Annotated in this window: 22 protein-coding genes, 1 tRNA gene and 1 pseudogene; 8 read left to right on the forward strand and 16 right to left on the reverse strand. The window is 60.0% G+C overall.

The genetic code is table 11. The annotated features are described in order from the left end of the window. Positions 1-2 precede the first annotated feature (2 nt). Complete coding sequence (locus tag QOV41_RS14120) at positions 3-512, reverse strand: YidB family protein (RefSeq protein ID WP_284577385.1); 510 nt, start codon at positions 510-512, stop codon at positions 3-5. 186 nt (positions 513-698) lie between these two features. On the opposite strand from QOV41_RS14120, the gene QOV41_RS14125 reads away from it, so the two are divergent. The 5 genes and pseudogenes from QOV41_RS14125 to QOV41_RS14145 all read left to right on the forward strand — a co-directional run bounded on the left by QOV41_RS14125 (position 699) and on the right by QOV41_RS14145 (position 3,587). Next, complete coding sequence (locus tag QOV41_RS14125; RefSeq protein WP_284577386.1) at positions 699-1,157, forward strand: hypothetical protein; 459 nt, start codon at positions 699-701, stop codon at positions 1,155-1,157. Positions 1,158-1,214: 57 nt separating this feature from the next. Then, positions 1,215-1,439 (forward strand): hypothetical protein, encoded by a 225-nt coding sequence (locus QOV41_RS14130; RefSeq protein WP_284577387.1) that lies wholly within the window; start codon positions 1,215-1,217, stop codon positions 1,437-1,439. Between the two features lie 451 nt (positions 1,440-1,890). Continuing rightward, positions 1,891-2,085 (forward strand): annotated as a pseudogene (locus tag QOV41_RS14135) (arsenical resistance protein ArsH); the annotation flags it as partial. 223 nt (positions 2,086-2,308) lie between these two features. After that, a complete protein-coding gene (locus tag QOV41_RS14140) occupies positions 2,309-2,869 on the forward strand; it encodes a VWA domain-containing protein (RefSeq protein WP_350149904.1) in 561 nt (186 codons plus the stop codon). A gap of 4 nt (positions 2,870-2,873) precedes the next feature. After that, complete coding sequence (locus tag QOV41_RS14145) at positions 2,874-3,587, forward strand: DnaJ domain-containing protein (protein ID WP_284577389.1); 714 nt, start codon at positions 2,874-2,876, stop codon at positions 3,585-3,587. A 7-nt stretch (positions 3,588-3,594) separates the two neighbouring features. On the opposite strand, the gene QOV41_RS14150 is transcribed toward QOV41_RS14145, so the two are convergent. The 3 genes from QOV41_RS14150 to QOV41_RS14160 all read right to left on the reverse strand — a co-directional run bounded on the left by QOV41_RS14150 (position 3,595) and on the right by QOV41_RS14160 (position 5,232). Then, positions 3,595-3,969, reverse strand: coding sequence for an SPW repeat domain-containing protein (locus QOV41_RS14150; protein ID WP_284577390.1), 375 nt, complete (start codon positions 3,967-3,969; stop codon positions 3,595-3,597). Between the two features lie 227 nt (positions 3,970-4,196). Beyond that, complete coding sequence (locus QOV41_RS14155; protein ID WP_284577391.1) at positions 4,197-4,571, reverse strand: hypothetical protein; 375 nt, start codon at positions 4,569-4,571, stop codon at positions 4,197-4,199. Further along, positions 4,555-5,232 carry a helix-turn-helix domain-containing protein gene (locus QOV41_RS14160; protein WP_284577392.1) on the reverse strand — a complete coding sequence of 226 codons (678 nt, stop codon included), beginning with the start codon at positions 5,230-5,232 and terminating at the stop codon, positions 4,555-4,557. The genes QOV41_RS14155 and QOV41_RS14160 overlap by 17 nt, the downstream gene beginning before the upstream one ends. Before the next feature lie 139 nt (positions 5,233-5,371). Between QOV41_RS14160 and QOV41_RS14165 the strand changes: the two genes are divergently transcribed. Then, a complete protein-coding gene (locus tag QOV41_RS14165) occupies positions 5,372-6,115 on the forward strand; it encodes a response regulator (protein WP_284577393.1) in 744 nt (247 codons plus the stop codon). Here the strand turns inward: QOV41_RS14165 and QOV41_RS14170 are convergent. The 7 genes from QOV41_RS14170 to QOV41_RS14200 all read right to left on the reverse strand — a co-directional run bounded on the left by QOV41_RS14170 (position 6,105) and on the right by QOV41_RS14200 (position 13,719). Continuing rightward, positions 6,105-7,652, reverse strand: coding sequence for a PAS domain S-box protein (locus QOV41_RS14170; protein ID WP_284577394.1), 1,548 nt, complete (start codon positions 7,650-7,652; stop codon positions 6,105-6,107). The two genes, QOV41_RS14165 and QOV41_RS14170, sit on opposite strands and share 11 nt — an antisense overlap. 159 nt (positions 7,653-7,811) lie before the next feature. Next, positions 7,812-8,012, reverse strand: coding sequence for an Asp23/Gls24 family envelope stress response protein (locus QOV41_RS14175; protein ID WP_284577395.1), 201 nt, complete (start codon positions 8,010-8,012; stop codon positions 7,812-7,814). A 51-nt stretch (positions 8,013-8,063) separates the two neighbouring features. Beyond that, positions 8,064-9,266 (reverse strand): cation:proton antiporter, encoded by a 1,203-nt coding sequence (locus QOV41_RS14180; protein WP_284577396.1) that lies wholly within the window; start codon positions 9,264-9,266, stop codon positions 8,064-8,066. 588 nt (positions 9,267-9,854) lie between these two features. Then, the gene (locus QOV41_RS14185; RefSeq protein WP_284577397.1) at positions 9,855-10,040 is read right to left on the reverse strand and encodes a Flp family type IVb pilin; all 186 of its coding nucleotides are present in this window, start codon (positions 10,038-10,040) and stop codon (positions 9,855-9,857) included. Between the two features lie 305 nt (positions 10,041-10,345). Beyond that, positions 10,346-11,506 carry a glycosyltransferase family 4 protein gene (locus tag QOV41_RS14190; protein ID WP_284577398.1) on the reverse strand — a complete coding sequence of 387 codons (1,161 nt, stop codon included), beginning with the start codon at positions 11,504-11,506 and terminating at the stop codon, positions 10,346-10,348. Positions 11,507-11,537: 31 nt separating this feature from the next. Next, positions 11,538-12,851: an oligosaccharide flippase family protein gene (locus QOV41_RS14195; RefSeq protein ID WP_284577399.1), complete on the reverse strand. Its 1,314-nt coding sequence runs from the start codon at positions 12,849-12,851 to the stop codon at positions 11,538-11,540. Positions 12,852-13,629: 778 nt separating this feature from the next. Then, positions 13,630-13,719, reverse strand: a tRNA-Ser gene (locus QOV41_RS14200). Between the two features lie 174 nt (positions 13,720-13,893). Between QOV41_RS14200 and QOV41_RS14205 the strand changes: the two genes are divergently transcribed. Beyond that, complete coding sequence (locus QOV41_RS14205; protein WP_284577400.1) at positions 13,894-14,394, forward strand: DUF2147 domain-containing protein; 501 nt, start codon at positions 13,894-13,896, stop codon at positions 14,392-14,394. Here the strand turns inward: QOV41_RS14205 and QOV41_RS14210 are convergent. Together QOV41_RS14210 and QOV41_RS14215 are read right to left on the reverse strand one after the other, a co-directional pair. Further along, positions 14,381-15,079 carry a glutathione S-transferase family protein gene (locus tag QOV41_RS14210; protein ID WP_284577401.1) on the reverse strand — a complete coding sequence of 233 codons (699 nt, stop codon included), beginning with the start codon at positions 15,077-15,079 and terminating at the stop codon, positions 14,381-14,383. The genes QOV41_RS14205 and QOV41_RS14210 overlap by 14 nt on opposite strands. Positions 15,080-15,177: 98 nt before the next feature. Beyond that, positions 15,178-15,618, reverse strand: a complete 441-nt coding sequence (locus QOV41_RS14215; protein ID WP_284577402.1) for a glyoxalase superfamily protein — start codon at positions 15,616-15,618, stop codon at positions 15,178-15,180. A 310-nt stretch (positions 15,619-15,928) separates the two neighbouring features. On the opposite strand from QOV41_RS14215, the gene QOV41_RS14220 reads away from it, so the two are divergent. Beyond that, the gene (locus QOV41_RS14220) at positions 15,929-16,699 is read left to right on the forward strand and encodes a sulfite exporter TauE/SafE family protein (RefSeq protein WP_284577403.1); all 771 of its coding nucleotides are present in this window, start codon (positions 15,929-15,931) and stop codon (positions 16,697-16,699) included. On the opposite strand, the gene QOV41_RS14225 is transcribed toward QOV41_RS14220, so the two are convergent. From QOV41_RS14225 to sugE, 3 genes are all read right to left on the reverse strand, one after another. After that, positions 16,696-18,789: a molybdopterin-containing oxidoreductase family protein gene (locus tag QOV41_RS14225; protein ID WP_284577404.1), complete on the reverse strand. Its 2,094-nt coding sequence runs from the start codon at positions 18,787-18,789 to the stop codon at positions 16,696-16,698. The genes QOV41_RS14220 and QOV41_RS14225 overlap by 4 nt on opposite strands. Positions 18,790-18,933: 144 nt before the next feature. Next, positions 18,934-19,533, reverse strand: coding sequence for a hypothetical protein (locus QOV41_RS14230; protein WP_284577405.1), 600 nt, complete (start codon positions 19,531-19,533; stop codon positions 18,934-18,936). 233 nt (positions 19,534-19,766) lie between these two features. Continuing rightward, entirely contained in the window at positions 19,767-20,081 is a 315-nt protein-coding gene (gene sugE, locus QOV41_RS14235) for a quaternary ammonium compound efflux SMR transporter SugE (RefSeq protein ID WP_284581337.1), read from the reverse strand. Between the last annotated feature and the right edge of the window lie 101 nt (positions 20,082-20,182).

Genomic DNA, 20,182 nt, shown 5'->3' on the forward strand with positions numbered 1-20,182 from the left:
CGTTATGCCTGGCCTGACGGCGAATACCGATCAGCTTCCTGCTCACTGGGCACCCGACCCTCAGGCGTGAGCCGATCAACCGTGTCGGGGAGACTGGAGCTCAGGCGCTGCAGCAGGTCGCTCCGGGAGAGGCCCGTCTGCGCCTGCAGTTGCTCGAGCACGTCGTCGCCCAAGGCAGCTTCGAGGTGCTGAGGATCAACGGAGCGGTTGGGGCCCTTGTTCACCCACGACTCCGCCTCTTCGCCATGGCCGGTTTGCCGGAAACGATCAAGCAGACTGCCAAGTCCTTCGTTCAGTGCCTTGCCCTGCCCAGAGGACGCGCCGCCGCCGAGCATGTCGCCTAAGCCGCCCAACATACCGCCGAGCCCGTTGGAGCCACCCTGCCCGGCCTGTCCGCTGCCGGACATACCGCCGAGCATCCGCCCGATGTCATCCCGGTGCTGAAAACCCTTGACTGCGAGGAGGCCCAGCAGTGCCATGCCAGCCGAGCCCATGTTTAAACCACGTGCCATTGCCGTTCTCCGTTGTAGCCGGAGGGTAAGGCGTTGACGTGTGGTTGGTTCCGCTTGGGGTATCGGGCAAAACACTCCCGGTAGATAAACCGTGGCTACTGCCGGAGCCAATGCTGGAGGAAGGCGTTCTTTCAATGAGCCTGCAATGTTTAGCGGCTCAATGGCTCGGGGGGAGCGCGGCAAGTCATGCGGATCACGGCAATCTTTGCTGTCTTGGCCACAGCCACAAGCGGGGCGAGCGCTCAGCAGTTCGACACGCCAAGTGATCTCCTGCGCACACTCTATCTATCCTACATTTCGGGAGTAGAGATCCACGATTTCAGCGCTTACTTCTCGGACGATCTGACTCAAAAGCTCAATGGACAGCGGATCGGACAGGCGGAGCTGCGAGCCCTGGGAGTGGACCCCATCACAGGTGGCAAGGACTGGCAAATCTCCAGCTTCGAGATCCATCCGTTGTCCGAGGCCGGGCGCAGTGCGGATGTAGATGTATCTTTTGTGAACTTTCGGCAGCCCGTATCATTAAGCTTCGAGCTTGTTTGGGAGCCCGTGCACGGCTGGCAGATCGACCATATTACGGGGCGAGCGGGGGACGTGGAGTGGTGTACCCGCGATGTGATCTCCCTGACGCAGACCTCTCCCTAGTCCGGCCCTTGCGGAACGGGTTTCCAGCGAAGCCCACCCTGCCCATAGGAGGACCCGATGACCCTAACCCGCAGCGACATCACAAATATTCTTGGCCCCGTGGACAATCAGAAGGCAGCGGAACTGGCGGCGATCGATGCGACCCCGGCAGAACTCGCGCAAGCGTGGGCCTGGGTCAACAATGACGAGGCGCTGATCAATGAAGGGCGTCCCCTGCCCAGCGGACGGGTGGCGCAACTCGTGGGAATACTCGAGCCGCCAGGGGACGAGGACGAACTCTAGGGCAGCTGTTCAAACGTGATCGCCGCGCATGGAACGCGGCGGCGCGGCTCCCGTTGCCTGCCTGCAGGTTCATCCCTGCGAAAGACCCTCCCAAGAAGGCCCCAGCCGCGCCCCCGGTTGGGGCCATTCTTGTAGCTAATGCCTACAGCCCCTTTGGCGAAGTCGCCCGGCCTCACGGGATGCCGCAGAATACCAAGTCGAGTCACCTCGCCACTCCGGCTCGGAGGGCCGGGTCGAGAGCGATCGGCGGAGCCGATATTCTATCAATCCGTGATTTACCGGGTGCGGGAGGTGGCGAGCCTTCCCGTCCGAAACCGCTGCGGCGGCCGACACGAACCTTGCGAGCCTCTGATTGCCAAATTCGCTCCATGCTGCAGCCCCAAGGAAGCGAGCTATGCCTGAACGCGTCTATGAGCCATGACCAATCCCACCCAGTCCTCCGTCCCCCCAAGCGTGGCAGGAGTTCGATGAGGCTGCGCGCATGAAGCCATCCAGCTACTACGACCGCATCGTCGACGTCATGGAAGAACTGGTGAAGTTCACGCTGGTCAATCGCAGCATCGCGCCTTACCTGACCTCCCGCTATAGCGAGCGCAAAGCAGCCGAGCGCAAGCGGCAGGAACAGGCTGCAAGCAGCGACGTCTGAAGTTCCTTGGCTTGCGAGGGCCGCCTGCGAGACCCATATTGGGGGCATGGCTGAAAAAAGATCCAGTATCGACAAGCTGAACACGCGCGGGACTTCCGGAGCACAGATGCCGGCCAGCTCGTCCAGCGGGCAGATATCGAGCTTCGTTGAGCAAGTTGGCAAGCTTGCACGAACGGGAACGAGCGAGGGCACCGGGAGGCTACTCTTTGCCCTTGATGCCACGATGAGCCGTCAGCCGACGTGGGATTTGGCGTGCGGCCTTCAGGCGCAAATGTTCACGTCGCTCCCGAAGGATGCAGCGCTTGAGGTGCAACTGCTTTACTTCCGCGGCTTCGGAGAATGCAGGGCGTCCAAGTGGGTCCGGAATACTGAGGCCTTGTCTCGCTTAATGTCCGGCATTGATTGCCGTGGCGGCCACACGCAGATCGGAAAGGTCTTCTCCCATGCACGGACAGAGCATGCCCGCAAGAAGATCAACGCGATGGTATATGTGGGCGACGCTATCGAAGAGGATGTGGACACGCTCGCCGAAAAAGCCGGGCAATTGGGGTTACTTGGATGCCCTCTCTTCATCTTTCAGGAGGGGAACAACCCCGGCGTGGAAGCCGCCTTTCGGGAGTTCGCACGCCTAACCAAGGGCGCCTATGCCCGCTTCGACGAACGCGCACCAGATCAATTGGCGGAACTGCTGCGAGCCGTGGCTGCCTACGCCGCCGGCGGGCGTGATTTGCTGAAGCTGCAGCGATCGGGCACTGCGACGGCGTTGCTGCAGCAGCTCTCATAAAGCAATGGGATATGTACTTGGCATCGGCCTACTTCTCCTCATGGGGTTAGCCGCGTATCAATGGGTTGTCGGCATGCGTCCGCAGGCGCGGGGTCGCGTGCTCCGTTGGGGGCTGGGCGGCGTTGCCGTGGGTGCTGCAATCGGCTTGGCGCTGTTGCGCCGCTTCGACCTGGCGTTCTTTGCTGCCGTCGGTGCTTTTTCCATCATCGCCAAGGGGCGTATCGGCCCTTATCAGCTGGGCGGCGACAAGGTGAATGACGGCAACATCTCTAAAGTGCAGAGCCGCTACCTCGCGATGGAGCTCGACCATGATACGGGAGAAGTCAGCGGGCGAGTGCTGTCGGGCCAGTTTGGTGGCTGGGATCTAATGGATCTCGGCGAAGCGGAAACGCGGGCCTTGATCGAGGAAATCCGACATGATCCCGATAGCCTGGCACTGCTCGAGAGCTGGCTTGACGCCAATCGGGCTGGATGGCGCGAGTATTTCGAGGAGGCGGCCGCGTCGCAGGAAACGACCGGAGCCGCGGCAGATCCCGAGGCCGAAGCTTATGAGGTGCTGGGGCTGGCTCCTGGGGCGAGTGCCGACGAGGTCCGCTCAGCTCATCGCGAGTTGATGAAGAAAGTTCATCCCGACCATGGCGGATCGAGTTTCCTCGCCTCGAAGATCAACGAGGCTCGCGATCTTTTGCTGGATAGGCTGAAGGGAAGCCAGCCGTGAGCCGAGATCAGGCGCGGTGTTCAAACCCTTGGTCGAACTTGGAATGCTTGCGCGTCAACAGGGCAACGCCGATCTCGGCAACTCCTAGGACCACATGGGGCACCCAGATCTGATCGGAAAATCCGAACAACCAGAATGGCGAGAGGATCAGGACCAACCCGGCCAGAATATCGGCGCCTAGATGCACAGCCATGGGCACGATCTTGACGACGCTCAATTCATACCGCGTGATAAGGCTGGTCATCAGGAGAACAATGCCGATGACAACTGGCACCCAGAGTGCAGCCGAGTTGCCGACGCCAAACCCGAACGCAAACGGTACGACGATAAGGACGGCTGCCATCAGGTAATCGATGATGCCATGGACGCGGGTACTAATCATAGGGACTTGCCTTCACGAGTTGATAGCTTCAGGAGCACTTGGAACGTGTTAGGGAAGGCAGTTTCGCTTCCTGCCGGACAGGCGAGGCCTCGATCCGCAGATGACGATTGACGATCACTTGCCCGCCCGCCGGGAATTCCTTTCCACCGCTATGCTCCCTTGCGGTGAAAACAAACGCGCGTGAGGGGTGTTGCAAGACCTAACGTAAGTTGGCGGGGGCCAGAAGGTCAGCCGAGCCTGTCGTGGATTTGCACTGCCGCTGCAGCGCTCTGGAGGAGAATGGTTGCAACTGCTTGCTCAGCCTCCGAACTCTCCAGATCGACGCCCAAAAGCACGACCCCAGGGCCCAGAGCCTGCACCTGCTCAAAAGCGGCTTCGGGCAAGAGGCGGCTCAACGACAGCACCGAACTTGGCTGAGGCCAGTCGACGAATGGTCGGATAGCCCCGGCTTCTGCGGTGTAGAGGGTGTAGTTTTTGACGCCATGCTGCTGCAAAGCTTCGAGAGTGTCGACGAGGCCGGTGCCATCGGCAAAGGCACCCACCGCGATCCGCTTCCGCTCTCCCGCAAGCTCTTTGGCCCTGGTGTCAGTGAACCGTTTCATCGCCGTCGGCCAGTTCACGGAGCCGCTCCAGATCACGCACGACGAAAGACCCGCGTGTTGGCAAATCAATCACCCCCATGGCACGGAGGCGGGTCATGTTCCGGCTCACCGTTTCGATAGTGAGACCCAGATAATCGGCGATATCTACCCGGCACATCGGCAGTGGCAGTACCTGACCTGCGGTGCCACCCGGGTGTCGCATCGCCATTGTCATGAGGAAGGTTGCGATCCGCTCCATGGCGCTCTTGCGGCAGAGGAGGATCGATAGGTCCTGCATGGTGGCTACCTGACCGCCAGCCAGTTCCAGTAGCTTCTCGCCCAGTTCTGGCCGCTCCCGCATCGCCCGCAGCAGCGAACTTTTGGGGACAGCACGAACGCGTGTTGTGCCCAGCGCGTCGCAGTCGAAGCGGTAGGCTTCCCCGTGACCAAAGCCGACGATGTCCCCGGCAAATGCAAAAGAAACGATCTGCCGGCGGCCATCCGAAAAGATCTTGTACGCCCGCAGGGCACCGCTCAGAACTTCATAGAAGCCGCTGGTTTCATCACCCTCGCGGAATAGCACCTCATGCGCATCAAGTACGCGAACGCCGCCATTGGAAGCCACGCCGCCCATCCAGGGCGTTTGAGTGTCGTGGGCGGATGCGATAGGTGAAAGCTGCATGGTGCTGGTCCTTGATAGTCACCGACGTCTGTCGACGGAGACAATCAACCAAAGCCATGTAAGGGGCGTACGCCGCTGGCGTATCGAATTGTAACCGAGTGTAACGGCGCTGACGGCCGTAGGCATGTCCGGAGGGCGAATGAGCGAGGCGGCGCCTCACATCCTGGTGGTCGATGACGATGCGCAGGTGCGGCGCATGCTGCGTCGATGCTTCGAGGAGGAGAATTACCGAGTCAGCGAGGCAGAGGATCAGGCTGGGGTCGATGCCGCGCTGGAGACGGGAATAGACCTCATCACGCTCGACCTTAATCTGGGCGGGATCGATGGTCTCTCTATAGCCCGTGCGGTCCGGCAGAGGTGGGATTTGCCCATCATCATGATCACTGGAAAAGGCGACATGATCGACCGCATTGTTGGGCTGGAGCTCGGCGCTGACGACTACATAGCCAAACCCTTCCACCTGCGCGAAGTACTCGCTCGGGTTCGCTCGGTGCTGCGCAGAAGTGGTGCTCGAACCGCGCCAATCCCAGCAGAGCCGACAGCAGGGGCCGCCGAGACGATCCGCTTCGACGAGTTTGCACTCGATCTCAGCCGACGCGCGTTGCAGCGGAATGGCGAAGAGCTGCGCATCACCACGGGCGAATTCGATCTCTTAGTGCTTTTCGCCAAGAACCCGCATCGCGTCCTGAGCCGCGACCAAATCATGGACCTGTTGAAGGGCCACGACTGGTCACCGAACGACAGAAGCATCGACAACCAGATAGCGCGGCTCCGCAAGCTTATCGACAGCGACGGGGATCAACCGCGTCTGCTGAAAACAGTGCGTGGGGTCGGCTACACGTTCACTCCGCAGAGCCTCAGCAAGAGCAGCGTCACGGCCTGAGCGCCTCGGCGATTGCTTCGGCCAGTTCGGCTTGCCGATAAGGCTTACGAAGCACCTTGAGCTGTTGGTCCGATTGGGGCTGCTCGCGGGCAAGTTCCTCGGCAAATCCTGAGGTGAGCAGGATTCTCACCTCGGGGTAAAGCTCCCGAACCTGCGCGCTCAACTCGTATCCGGACATGCCGCCGGGCATGACAAGGTCGGTAAACAGCAAGTCGACCTTGGCGCCGCTCGCTAGCACCGCCAAGGCTTCGCTGGCTGAGCTGGCGGCAAGCACCTCATAGCCAAGCTGGGTCAACCGCGCGAGCGTGAGCTTGCGAACCCGGTCGTCGTCTTCGACCGCCAGCACAACCTGGCCGCTACCTTGGCGCGGCGCCTGGTCAGCTGTTGATGATGCGAGTTCGGCCGGTTCCAGATGCCGCGGCAAATAGATGCTGACAGTCGTGCCCCTGCCCGCCTCGCTATAGATGCTGCTGTGACCGCCCGACTGCTTGGCGAAGCCATAGATCATCGACAGGCCGAGCCCGGTACCGCGGCCCTGCGGTTTGGTGGTGAAAAATGGCTCGAACGCCCGGTCCCGGACTTCGGTGGGCATGCCCGTGCCGGTGTCGGAAACCGAGAGCCGCACATAGTCTCCTGGAGACAACCCTTCGAGATCGTCCACCTCGCGCGCCTCCACAGTGGTGTTGGAGGTTTCAATGATCAGGCGGCCACCATCGGGCATAGCGTCGCGTGCATTGACCGCAAGGTTGACGATGGCGCTTTCGACTTGGGAGGCGTCGACCCGTGTCGACCAGAGGTTGGGCGCCAGCGCATTGGAGAGATAAATAGTCGCCCCGAGGGTTCGATGCAGCATGTCGGTCAACCCCAACACGAAGCTGTTGAGGTTGACGACTTCCGGCTCCAGATGGGAGCGGCGAGCAAAAGCCAGCAATCGGCCCGTCAGCCGCGCGCCAAGATCAGCTGCCTCCAGAGCTTCGTTGGCAAGCTCCTGCTGCAGTGGTGTGGTGAGCTTGCCCTCCAGCATTTCCAAATTGCCGATGATGACGGTCAGCAGATTGTTGAAATCATGAGCGATGCCGCCGGTCAGCTGCCCCAGTGCCTCCATCTTCTGGGCCTGGCGCAAAGCCATTTCGGTAGCCTTGTGCGCTGACAGATCATGGATGATGCCGGTGAAATGGGTGCGCCCATCCATTTCGAACTCGCTCACCGCCAGATGCATCGGGAACAGCGAGCCGTCCCGGCGCCGACCCGTCACCTCGCGCCCGATGCCGATGATGCGTTTGCGACCGGTACTGCGGTAGTTGCGGATATAGTCGTCGTGTTCTGAAAGGTATGGCTCCGGCATAAGGAAGCGAACGTTTTGGCCGATGAACTCCTCCAGCTCATAGCCAAACAGGCGTGCCGCAGCAGGGTTGACGGTGGTGATGATTCCCGTCGCGTCGATGGTGATAATAGCGTCGACCGCCGATTCCAGCATTGCCTGCAGCTTGCGGGCTTGGCCCAACAAACTGGGGTCATGATCGATCGCGCTTGCCATGCACTTCCTCCAGAGTTCGCTCGCGGGAAGTCCTAGCGGGATGGCAGTTTCAGCACAAACGAAATGCCCGAGAGGCCAGAAGCGGGGCGGAATGCTTGATCCAGGTCAAACCTTTGAGTTGAACACTCCCAAAGATGGCCGCAAACCTTACCGGGTCGATCACACCGCCATAGGCGGCGCCAAGACCCAGAACAGCAGAATGACCAGGAGCGCGGCCACAATGGCGCCTGCACTTGGATAATACCTGTACCGACCGCCGCGGGTGTAGGGCCAGCGGTCTTGCGTATGGCCCCACGCTGGCCAAGCCACAATGGCTAAAATGATGAAGACCAGCAGCAACGCGAAAAGAAAGGCGCTCATCGTAGTCGCTCCGTGTGTGTTCCAAGGTGTGTCAGCCGGTCAGGAGACTGGTCACATGTGTTCTGTCCCAAAGTCCTTTTGCTCGTGCGCACCAGCCAGACGTTGACCGGCAAATCGCACGGTGATCGCCCCGGCGAGGCAGGTTATGAAAATAACGATGATGATGGCGTCCAGAAGCTCGTCACTGACAAGGCCTGCGTCGGAGGCCGTCGTCGTCACGGCGAGGGTAGCCGCTGCTTGCGGTATCGTCAGGCCGATCATGACAAAGCGCGCGAGGCGTCCATAGTCGAAGAGATGTCCAGCGATCCACGCCGCCATGGTCTTGCCTACAATAATGACCAGCAGGATTGATCCCGCCATCAACCACACGTTCATATCGGCGAAGACTTCGAGCCTGAGCCGCATGCCCGTCTCAATGAAAAAGAACGGGATGAACAGCATACGGCCGGCAAAGATGAGATGCTCGAAGAGTTCCTCGCGGCCTTTCAGCACCCGGTTGAGGCAGATGCCGGCGAGGAAAGCCCCCAGGATGTCCTCCGCTCCAACTTCTTCGGCGACTGTCGCGAGCAACACCAATATCCCAAGGACAAACAAGGCACTTTCTGCGCGCGTCGTGCCGAGGGTATCGAATACCCAGCGGGTCACGCGAGGAACGGCAAAAAGCGCAATGGCGGCGACGACTGTGAACATGATGATGGGCCATACCCAACCGAAGGCGCCACCGTCCGACCCAGAGACTTGCAGGACCACAATAAGGACGATCAGCGCTGCCGTGTCAGTCAGGAGCGTGCCCCCTACCGCCGCGACCATGGGACGCTCGTGGACCAGATCCATTCGCTCGATCATGGGATAGGCGATCAGCGTATGGGACGAGATCGCAGCCGCCAAAAGCGCTGCACCCGGCCAGTCGAACCCAAGAACCAGGCCAAGCCCGAAAGCGAGTGCGAAAGAGATCACCAGCGCCAGCCCGCCGAAAACTGCAGCCTCGCTCTTGTGGCGGCGAACCACGTCCAGATCGATCTCCAGACCCGCCAGGAACATGATGTAGAGAAGCCCCACAGAGCCGAGCAGTTCGACCGCCATGTCAGGCGCCAGAACATTAAGCGCGCCGGGCCCGATCAGCATGCCAATGAGCAAGAGACCGATCAAAGCCGGCACCGGCAGCTTTCGGAATGTGAGCTGTACCAGTAGCGCCGCCAGCACCAGCACGGTGAACTCCAGCACGGGCTCCTCTATGGGGAAACTCAGTTCCATCCGGATACCTGTAGCCGTTTCTTCGTCGCTTGGACGCGCTTCGATTTACTTCTCTGGGGCAATAGCATCACCTTCGGCGAACGAGTGAAGCTAACAACCGTTCCAGCAGCTTGCTTGGTTCGCAGGCGCCTGGTTTCGGCCGTCTAGGTGAGATCGGGTGATGGTTCATGGACTCCGCGCAATCGCTGGACGGATCGAGAGTGCCACGGTCATTTGAGTCACACCAACTATGTCCCCCCAAGTGCACAGTTATCGCGGTGCGCATCAGACCCCCGAAGGAACCAGCAGGGTGATCCAAGTTTGAGAGCAGCTCAGACAAGCCCCCAAAGTATCCATCACGCTGAATAGAATTTGGGATAACGTGGATCTTTATCACCTCCCAATCGGATCTCCTGCAGGGAGTACTCTGGCGCGGTACCGCCGGCGTTATCTGATGGTTCCGCGGTTCGACGACCTGTTGGCGGCCTGATCTCTCAAAAGGTAAAACCCCACCGGCGAAGAAACCGGTGGGGTAAGATAGACGAGCCAATCGTTGTAACAACCACTGCCTCATGCGCTAGGAGTCTGGAAATACGCAGGGAAGCTGTGCTACGTTCCGGTAGCCTCCGTCCATTCCATCTTCGTATTAATGGTCTCGAAGGTGGCTTTCAGGTTTCCACCGAGCACGCTTACCGCAGCGATGATACCAACGGAAATGAGGGCAGCGATAAGCCCGTATTCGATCGCGGTCGCGCCGCTTTCGTCGTCCTGGAATTTTTTCAGAAGTGCCTTCATTTTCGAGCCCTCAGTTGAACTGTGAAGGCAACCTAGCAAGCTCTCGTTTCAAAGCGGTTAATCGCCGAAGCGCAAATTTCGACGATCGAGGCATAGTTAACATGGAGTAACCAAGGCAAAGGAGGCCATCCTTGCGACGATCTTCGCAAAGACGTTTACCTGAAATGACTGTCTCTACAACCCGGCGCGTCGCCTCATGCCGCTAAAGTTCAGGCAGTCTCTAGATGAGCCTAAAACTGCATTCTCAGACTCAGAGCTATTATCCCGAGAGTTAGGCCAGTACGCGGCATGCATCAGAAACACAGTCACCGCACCTGTTTCGCGGGGACAATGTCCGCTGCGGCAACGATCCTTCTGGCGCGTTCGGCCCAGGTATAGTTCACCAGAAAATCTCGGTGGGCAGTTTCTCCAAGGCGCGTTCTCAAAGCGCTATCGTCGCACAGCGTTTTGATAGCCGCCGCCCATGCTGACGGATCGTTTGGTGGACAGAGGATAGCGTTTTCGCCGTCGCGCAGGACTTCGCGTAGGACAGCAAGGTCGGAGGCGATTATCGGTTTTCCTACCGCCATATACTCAAACATCTTGAGAGGGGAGGTCCATGATCCGATATCGAAACCCACTTTGCGGAACATGTTCTGACCGCTGGATACTGTCCAGATTTGCTCTTGGTTCGGCAACAAGACAACGTGTGATCTCGATATATGGGCCGCCGCCTGACTGTGGGGCTGATGGCCCAGGAACTCTATATTGGGAAACTCCGAGAGCGCCGCCTGCCAGCTTGCAATATCTTCTGGCCGGCCACCGACAATGGTGAAGTGCGCCCAGGGACACAAAGGCACAAGTTGGGCGATGAGCTCCATGCCCTTGCCCTTATATAAATGCCCCACATATCCGACTCGAAAGGGCCCCACATCGGGCGGCAGCGGCAAGGCGCCACGATCCGCGGGATCTGCTCCATCGGCAGCGACGAGGATGCGGCCTTCCAGCTCTGGGTAAAGCCTTAGAAACTCGTTCTTCAGAGCCTCTGTGATTACGATGAGCTTACGAAAGGTAGGCAAAACCAGCATGCGCCTGAAGAGGCGGTCGGCCAGGGATCCCGAGGCCAGAGGGTGATGCTGCTCCACCATCATCGGCACCCCCCAACGGGCGCTCAGATAGCCAGAGAGCAGATTTCGGGCAATCCCAAGGTCCGCGTCGCGAACAGCTGCCCGAGCCGCCAGAAGAGCATTGATGCGACGCGTTCCTGGAACGGGAAACATCGGCCGTCGCTGCAGCTTGAAATCTGGGGCGACGCCGGACGCCGCAAAAATTTCGGCGTCACCGACTGCTCTATCCTGCCAATGGGTATCTGCGTGCAGTGTAACCTCATGCCCCTCCCTGGCCAGGGCGGAACACATCTTCATGACGTGGACACTGTTGGCTGCAAGGGATGGGAGGTAGGACGCGGACAGGTAGGCGATACGCATTCTTTCATCCCTAGGTGCTGGTTTCATCTCGCTACCACGGTGCCGTTCGGATTCCCGTGACGCGACGGGCAAGGCGGTACAGGATTATGTTCTGGATGGCCATGGAAATTGCCGTAGCCGCAGCGGCCCCCATAGGTCCGAAGAGCGGAATGAGACCAAGATTGAGGGCGATATTGAACAACATCACGAAGAACAACACGCGCGATACGAGTTTCTCGTGGCCCGTCATGGAAAGGAAGAAGCTGACGGAGGCAAAAAAAGCATTCGCGAGCTGTCCGAGTCCAAGAATAAGGATGTAATTCTCGGCGCCGGCAAACTCGGATCCCATGATGGTGACCACGATCTGCCGTCCAAACAGAACGAACACGAGGTAGGTTAGCGCTGCCAGTGCGAATACCGCCATCGCATTCATTCTTGCGAGCTTCTGCAGTGCGGCAGTGTCAGCCTTTGCATGAAGGCGAGCGAAGTACGGCCCTACGACCCAAAAGGCAGCAACTTGCCCCAATTCGATCAATGCCGCTCCTTGGAGAGCCACGCGGTAGAGCCCGACTTCCGTCGGGGCAACCAGCAAACCGAGCATGAGAACATCCGTCTGCTTGATGATTTGGCCGATTGCTGCCACGAGGGCCATGGAGCGCGCGCTGGCGAGCCAGGCGCTTCGGTCGGCAACCCCGTTCAGTTCGCTCGAGTGCTTGCCGCTCGGCCAGGAGTTGCGCAGAAGTAGACTCAACAGCGCAAGAATAATCGCCGCCGAAACCAGATTGAGCGCAACCGCTTCGGCGCCCCGTAAATCGCGATCCAAAAGGAAATATGCGCCTACCAGCAGGCTCGTCATCAAGACAGGTCGAAGCAGACTTTCCGGATAGACGCTGGCTAGCACTTTGCGCAAGCCGCGCAGAGCGGCAGATCTGATGGCGGATAGCACTAGCACCGGCACTAAAACCAAGCCGAGAACGAGCGCAAGGTTTTGTCCTGTCGGAAGCTTGCCCCAGAAAACTGCAAGGGCGATGCCGCTCAACACGACGCCAATTGCAGAGAAAGCAAGCGCTACCTGATTGGACCACCGCCATATTTCCTGTATCGCCCGCCAGTTTCCCCGCTGCTCCTCCTTGGCAATTTCCCGGGTCAAGAAATTTGGCAGGCCGAACTGAGAGAAGATGGACAGCAGCGTTGCGACTGAAAGGGCAAAGGCATAGATGCCGAACTCTTCTGCCCCCAGCAAGCGGGCCAGGACCACGCCGACGACCAGGCTGAGGAGGATGCTTGCGCCTTTCAGACTAAACGCAAGCGCAGCGCTCGCGCGAATGGAGCCACTTGCGAGGGATCGAATTTTCCAAGGCTTCAACTAGCACACCCCTCTAGCACCACAAAGAGCAGTACGATAACCGCCATTCCGACCGATATCGTCTGCTGCTGCTTGGTCGAGGGGGTAGTTGCAGCGCCGGCGTTGACCAGGTGAGCCTTCGCCAGTAGAGCCCTCGGGAACTTGCTTTGCCAGGAGCACCGCAATCGGCAATCGTGACAGTCGGCCAACGCCGACTAGAGCCAAAGTCGTGACATTTGCCACTTCGGTTAAAATCGTCGACAGGCAGAGGCCGGTAGTCAGCGCGAGCCAAGCCAAGCCATTGGTGATATCTTGCAAGCACAAGGTTTCCGCTCAGTGATGCGCGGGAACATGTCCGGCACCGCCTGGCACGTCAACTACTGGAGAGGAACCTGTGCGGGCTAATCGCGCATTGGCTTATTAGCCGTGGCATTGAGGACCTTGAGTTCGGCGATCTCGGCATGAGCCGCAGCGACCTTTCCCCTGCGGTGTCGATGTGATCCGGAGTTGCTGCGGTCGGCGGGAATGACGCTTCCGCCGTGACAACCCCCAAAAGCGACTAAGTATTTATGTTTGCCGATCAGCCTGCCGCAGGTTTTTACGTAGCCGATGGCTGCCGGCGCACAAGCGCATTCGCCTCCGGTCCATTTCATCTACCGGAGGTAGGCTCAGATACGCTCGACTGTTGCCGATCCGTGGCCAGCACAAGGCCGCCTTCCCTGACGATTAGCGTCGAGCCACAAGCGGTCCCATCCCAATAGACGATCTTGATGGAGGTCCGCAGCAGAATGTGAGGAAATGGCGGAGAGGAAGGGATTCGAACCCTCGAGACAGTTGCCCATCTGCACCCTTAGCAGGGGTGTGCCTTCGACCACTCGGCCACCTCTCCGGCAAGGCCGTGGATAGCGGGAGGGGGGGCGCATGGCAAGTGGTTTTTAGGCGGGTGTGCTGATCGTGGTCGTAAGGCAGCAGGATGAAGAATGTGGAGGGGTAAATTCCTTTGTTCTGTCACGAAGAGACGGCTTAATCTCTTCGCGAAACGGGCGAATCGAGGAGTGGCGGCATGGGCTCTGCGTTCGGGGTGATTTTGGGGGGAGTGCTGGCGGTGCTCGGTTACGGCGCGGCATTGGCACAAGAAGCGATAGAGGGAACCTGGCGGACGCAATTGCAGTCGGAAATCACCATCGCGCCCTGCGCCGAAGGGTTCTGCGGCGCGCTCAGCAAGATTGTGGTGCCCAGCGAAGGGCTTTCGGCCGACGAGATTGCTGCAGCCGCGGCCATGCCGGTCGAGGCCTATACAGACCACCGCAACAAGGATGCAAACCTGCGCAGCCGGCCCATGCTGGGGTTGCAAATCCTGACGCTACGCCCCAGCACCAAGCCGGGTATTTATGATGGCGACATCTACAATCCCCAGGATGGGAATACCTATTCGGGCTATGTAGAGATGGTGACGATGGATCTTATGCGCCTCAATGGCTGCGTGCTCTACAACATCATTTGCCGCGGCGAGGATTGGGTCCGGGTGATCCCCGAACCCGAAGCGCTGCCTAGCGCTGGTTGAACAGGATTTTCTGAGCGTCCTTGTCTTGGCTGAGATCGCTCGAGGGCTGATCCTTGCCGATCTGGAGGCCTTTGACGACCGCAGGCCGCTGCCCCAGGCGCTCGATCCAAGCCTTCACATTGGGGAAGTCGTTGATGTCCTGCCCTTGGCGCTCCCACCCCTGGGCCCAGCCGATCGACATGATGTCGGCGATGGAATAATCACCGGCGATGTAGTCTTGGGCTTCGAGCTGCTTGTTGAGCACGCCATAGAGACGGTGGGTTTCGTCGACATAGCGCTTGATGGCGTAGGGGATCTTCTCGGGTGCATAGAGGGCGAAATGGTGGTTCTGGCCGAGCATGGGGCCGAAACCGCCGGCCTGCCAGAAGACCCATTCATCGACCCTGACCTGCTGGCGCGGATCGGCGGGGTAGAACTTGCCGAACTTGGTCGCCAGATATTTGAGGATGGCACCCGATTCGAAGATGGAGATGGGCGTGCCCCCGGGACCTTCCGGGTCGACAATGGCCGGAATTTTGTTGTTGGGGGAGATGGCTAGAAAGTCCGGCTTGAACTGGTCACCCTTGCCGATATCGATGCGATGGTAGGTCCACGGCACTTCTAGCTCCTCGAGCATGATGTGGACCTTCTGGCCATTGGGCGTGGGCAGCGAATAGGCGTCGATCGGCTTGGTCTGGGAGGTCATTGCCAGTTCCGTTTGGTTGCTGTTGCGGCTAGCCTATCGGCACTTGCCGATGAATGGCAAGGCGAGCAGATGTCCCGCCCTGCCCGCTTCAGGGTCGATTATTCTCGCGCAACGCGCATTTGTGGGCGCCCGTTGCCCAGCAAGGCCGGAGAGACGCCGTGAATATCGACGGTTGCGGTGACGCGCTGCCGGAAGGCCGAGAAGAGGTCAGAGGTGACGACGTCCACAGGCTCGTCGAAGAGTACAGTCACCTGGTAGTGGCGCATGTCGACCAGCAGTTGGACACCGAGCATGAGGCCACGGAAGTTCTGGCCGAGATAGGTGCCCCTAACCCGATGGCCGACCTGCAGGGGCGCGGCGACCCTGTCGGGCAGCATGGCGCGGGCGGTATTCCAGTCGCGGTAGCCGTGGGCTTGAGCAACCGCCTCAAGCGCAGCGCCCTGGGTGAGCGGTTCGCCCTGGCGGGCGCGTTCCTCTCGCAATGCCTTGGCTTCGGATTTGAGCGTTTGGGCGGAAATGGTGTCGAGCGAAAACGACATAACGTGGTCCTCATGTGCAAGAGGCGACTATTCGCATGGGGCTCGCGTTGCCATGGAGCGCCTCGCAGGGATGAACCAGATGTTCGGTCTCGTGCTCGGGGCTGGGCTTCACCATCGGACGTATCCGGCGAGCGGCAGGTGCCAGCAACCGGGAGGCGGTATGATCCTGCGAGGTGAAGTTGTCAATCGCAGATAAACGCCAGTGATGGCGGGCATCAGACAAAAATGTTGGGTAGGCCAGGCGAAGCGGACTAGGAGGTAGGGATCTTCTTCCAATTCGCCACAAGCCAAGTGACTCCACCGAGGCGCCATGCTCGAAACCCTCTTTCTCCTTGTTGCCGGCCTCCTGGGCGGCGCTGTTAACTCGCTTGCTGGGGGAGGATCGTTCATCGTCTTTCCCGCACTCCTGGCCGTTGGCGTACCACCGGTTATCGCAAACGCGTCCAACACCTATGCGGCCATGCCGGGTTATGTAAGTGGGACGGTTGGCTACTGGAGTGCGATGGCCAAGTACAAGGACCGGCTGGTGCTCTACACCATCATGTCCCTGGTGTTTGGTTACATCGGCGCCGAACTGCTGCTGGTGGTTTCGGACAAGGTCTTTTCGCTGGTCGTGCCCTGGCTGATGGCCTTTGCGGTGCTGCTCTTTATCTTCGGCAACCAGATCAACAGCTTGGTGGCATCTCGGGGTGGTAGCGGGCGTGGCATGAGGCTCGTCGGTTCCGCGCTGCTGCTGGTGTTCCTGGCGCTGGTTTGCGTCTATGGCGGCTTCTTCAATGCCGGCCTGGGCATCCTGCTGCTGGCGTTCCTGGCAACCGCGGGTATGAGCGACATTCACGCGATGAACGGGCTCAAGCTTTATATCTCGAGCATCGTGGCCCTCGTCGCAGTGGCTCGCTTTGCCTTTAACGGCTCGATCGACTGGTATCATGGCTCCATCGCCTTGGTGGGCGTGGTCGTGGGCGGGTATCTCGCAGCTCGGCTGGCTCACCTCATCCCGCGGCAGTGGATCCGGACGGGCGTCATCATCTACGGCGTAGTAATGACGGGCTACTTCTTCTGGGGCGCCTATCTGGCCTAATGGGCTTTCGTGATCCAGACGGCACTGTCATGGTAGGTGGTGCCGCCAAATGGGGGGGCCGGCGTGGCACTGGTGAGCGCGTTGATGCCCCACCCGCCACGATGCGACCTGTTCTTGTGAAGGCCCTCGGCAATCAGCACGCCGAGAGACATGCCGAGCCGCACGCGTGCGGTTAGAATAACGCTGCCGCGCCTATTGCCGACTTTGACCGCATCGCCCTCCGCGATGTCGAGGCGTAATGCGTCCTCGGGGTGGATGAAGACGGTTGGCACGCCCTCGCGCTTCTGGCTGCCGGGCGTCTCGTTAAACGACGAGTTGAGGAAGCCTCGAGCGGGGCTAGTGGCAAGCCGAAAGGGGTGCTCGTGATCTGTCTCTTCGGTGATGCCCCAGTGATCGGCAAACCGGGGCATATCTGCCGGGTCACAGACCCAGAGATAACCCTTTCTATCGGCAGTGCCCTGCCAGTTGGGGGCAAAGCGGAATTTGCCGTCTGGCCAGGCAAAGCCATCCGCGAAACGGGCCTGCGCGTCCGGACGCTCGCGATCGACGAAGCCGGTCTTTTCGACCTCTTCAAGCGCGGGGTAGTTGGAGCGCTGGAAAGTGTCGGCAACCACATCCCTGTCGTTGGTGCGGAAGACATCGTCGGTCAGACCAAGCCGGAGCGCCAGCGCGTTAATGACCTCGTGGTTGGAGCGGACGTCCCCGGGACGTTCGATCAGGGCGGGGCCGAAGAGCACGCGGGTGTGGCCGCCGCGGGTGTAATAATCGTTGTGTTCCAGGAACATAGTGGCAGGAAGGACAATGTCGGCGAGTTCGGCGGTCTCGGTCATGAACTGTTCATGAACAACCAGAAACAGGTCCTCGCGCGCCAAGCCGCGACGGGTGAGCTGCTGTTCGGGGGCGACAGAGGCCGGATTGGTGTTTTGGACGATCATGGCCATGACCGGTGCGCCACCTTTGAGGGCGGTGGCGTCGCCGGTAAGAATGAGACCGATCTCACTCATGTCGAGCCAGCGGGGGTCGCCCTTCTGGAGAAAACTGCCGGTGAGACGCGACTTGTCCAGCGACCAGGTGCCGGAATTGGAGTGGAAGGCTCCACCCCCGCGGTGTTGCCAGGCACCGGTCATGGCCGGAATGCAAAGCGCGGCATGCATGGCGGTGGCGCCGTTGCGCTGCCGGGTGAAACCGTAGCCCAACCGGAAATAGCTGCGCGGCGTCATGCCGACAAGACGGGCGAAAGCCTCGATCTGCTCGACTGAAAGGCCGGTGATCGGGGATGCCCATTCGGGCGTTCGGGCGGCAAGATGGGCTTCGAACTCGGGTCCGAAATCGGTGTAGCGCGCCATATAGGCTCGGTCGGCGAGCCCCTCGCGCAGCAGCACATGCATGACCGCCACGGCCAAGGCCCCATCGGTGCCGGGGCGGAGGATCAGGCCCATATCGGCCTGAGCCATTGTTGCGGTTTCATAGATGTCGATAACGACCACCTTGGCGCCCCGCTCCTTCCGGGCGCGCATAGCGTGGGTCATCACATTGACCTGGGTGTGGACCGCATTGGTGCCCCAGATGACGACGCAATCGCTTTCTGCCATCTGCTCGGGATTGACGCCGCCCAGCATGCCCGTCCCAGCAATATAGCCGGGCCAGGCGGTGCCAGTGCAGATAGTGTCGTATTGGCGCGAATAGCCCTTGGCGGCACGAAGGCGCTCAATGCCATCGCGCTGCACATGACCCATGGTGCCGGCGTAGAAATAGGGCCAGATCGCCTCGGGTCCATGTTCTGCCTCGATCTGGGTGAAACGGGTGGCGATCTCGTCGAGTGCATCCTCCCAGCCAATTTGCTGCCACTGCCCTGAGCCCTTGGGCCCGACGCGGCGCATCGGGTGCAGCAAGCGCTCGGGATGATGGATGCGCTCCGCGTAGCGGGCAACCTTCTCGCAGATGACGCCAGCCGTATAAGGATCGTCCTTGGCACCACGAACGCGCCCGATGGTGTGTGCATCGACGATCTCGACATCGAGCGCACAGGCCGACGGGCAATCATGCGGACAAACGGACCGTGCGGTGCGCAGAGCGAGAGGCTTGTTCATGACGCCGAAGCTACCTGAGGGGACATGACCCCTCAAATCCTTTGATGTGATGGGATCGATCGCGCCGGTGAATGGATGCCCTGGAGGACGTAACCCCACCTAACCTCCCCCTGGGGAGGGATTGGCTGCACTCGGCGTCGGTGGCTATAGGGTTGCGAACGCCTTGGTGGCGGTTTCAGAATTGCGGCGAGCGCGATTGGTGGCGTGGATCGCCAGTTGCGCAGCGCCGGAATGGAACTGCGAGAAAGTCACCGTTTCACTGTGCTGAGTGGTGACGCTGATGCCCCGCCAATTGGGCTGGACCGAGCGCACATCGGACCAGGCAATGCGGGTCTCACGGCCAAAGGCACTGCGATATTCAAGCAAGGTGTTGTTCCAGCGCACCTTGGTGAACAGGCCCCAAACGCCGATACCGAAGGCCCCTGCCCCAAGCGCAAGCGACGCGATGAAAGTGGCAACCAGCTGAGTAGTATCGACATGCCTAGTGCCGCCAATGACGATAACCGCCGACATGAGCACCACGGCCAGAGCAGCGGCGCCATAACAGGCGAAGTATTCGACCATGGACGGACGGAGCTCGGACCAGCCATCGGTGGAAACAGCCTCTTCTCCCTGCACCAGACGAAGCGCAAGAAAGGCCGCATAGCCAAAGGCGACCACGCCGGCGGCGCGGGAGAGCGGCAGATGTGCTGTGGCAGGCACGTATTTGAGGACGATAAGGGCGACGATTACGAAAAGTGGCACTGCCACTTCCTGCCAGCGCAAGGGCACGAGAGCTCTCCAAAATTACCAGAGCCGAGCGACGCAGTTCGGCGATGGGAAGAGAGTCTCGCAACACGCAGTGGGTGGCCACTAACAATCTTGCAAGCGTGCAAGTTTCTGCGGAACCCCGACTTTTTTACAACAGCAAGGAGTTCAAGCAGAGATTCAGCTAACGGGCAGACAGAATCTACAGAAGCACCCAAGCGCCTGAAGGATCAGGATATAACCTTGAGGCCGATGATGCCAGCGATGATCAAGCCCAAACAGGCAAGTCGCGCCACCGTAGCTGGATCGCCAAAGAGGTACATGCCCAAGATCGCTGTTCCAACGGTGCCAATACCTGTCCAGACGGCATAGCCGGTGCCGACCGGCAGCTCGCGCAGGGCGATGCCCAGCAGCACCACGCTGATGATCATTGCCCCCACGGTCAGCACGGTGGGAATTGGGCGAGTGAAGCCCTCCGTGTATTTGAGGCCTAGGGCCCAACCGGTCTCGAACAAGCCGGCAATGACGAGGTAAACCCATGCGATGAGAGAAGCCTCCAAAGGAGCTTGGCCGGGTCGTCCCGGAATGTAGGGGAGCACTGCGGGGTCGTCCCCGCAGTGCCACCGATATAGGGCAGCTGCGGCGC

The sequence above is a fragment of the Devosia sp. RR2S18 genome, assembly GCF_030177755.1.
Taxonomy (GTDB): Bacteria; Pseudomonadota; Alphaproteobacteria; order Rhizobiales; family Devosiaceae; genus Devosia; species Devosia rhizosphaerae.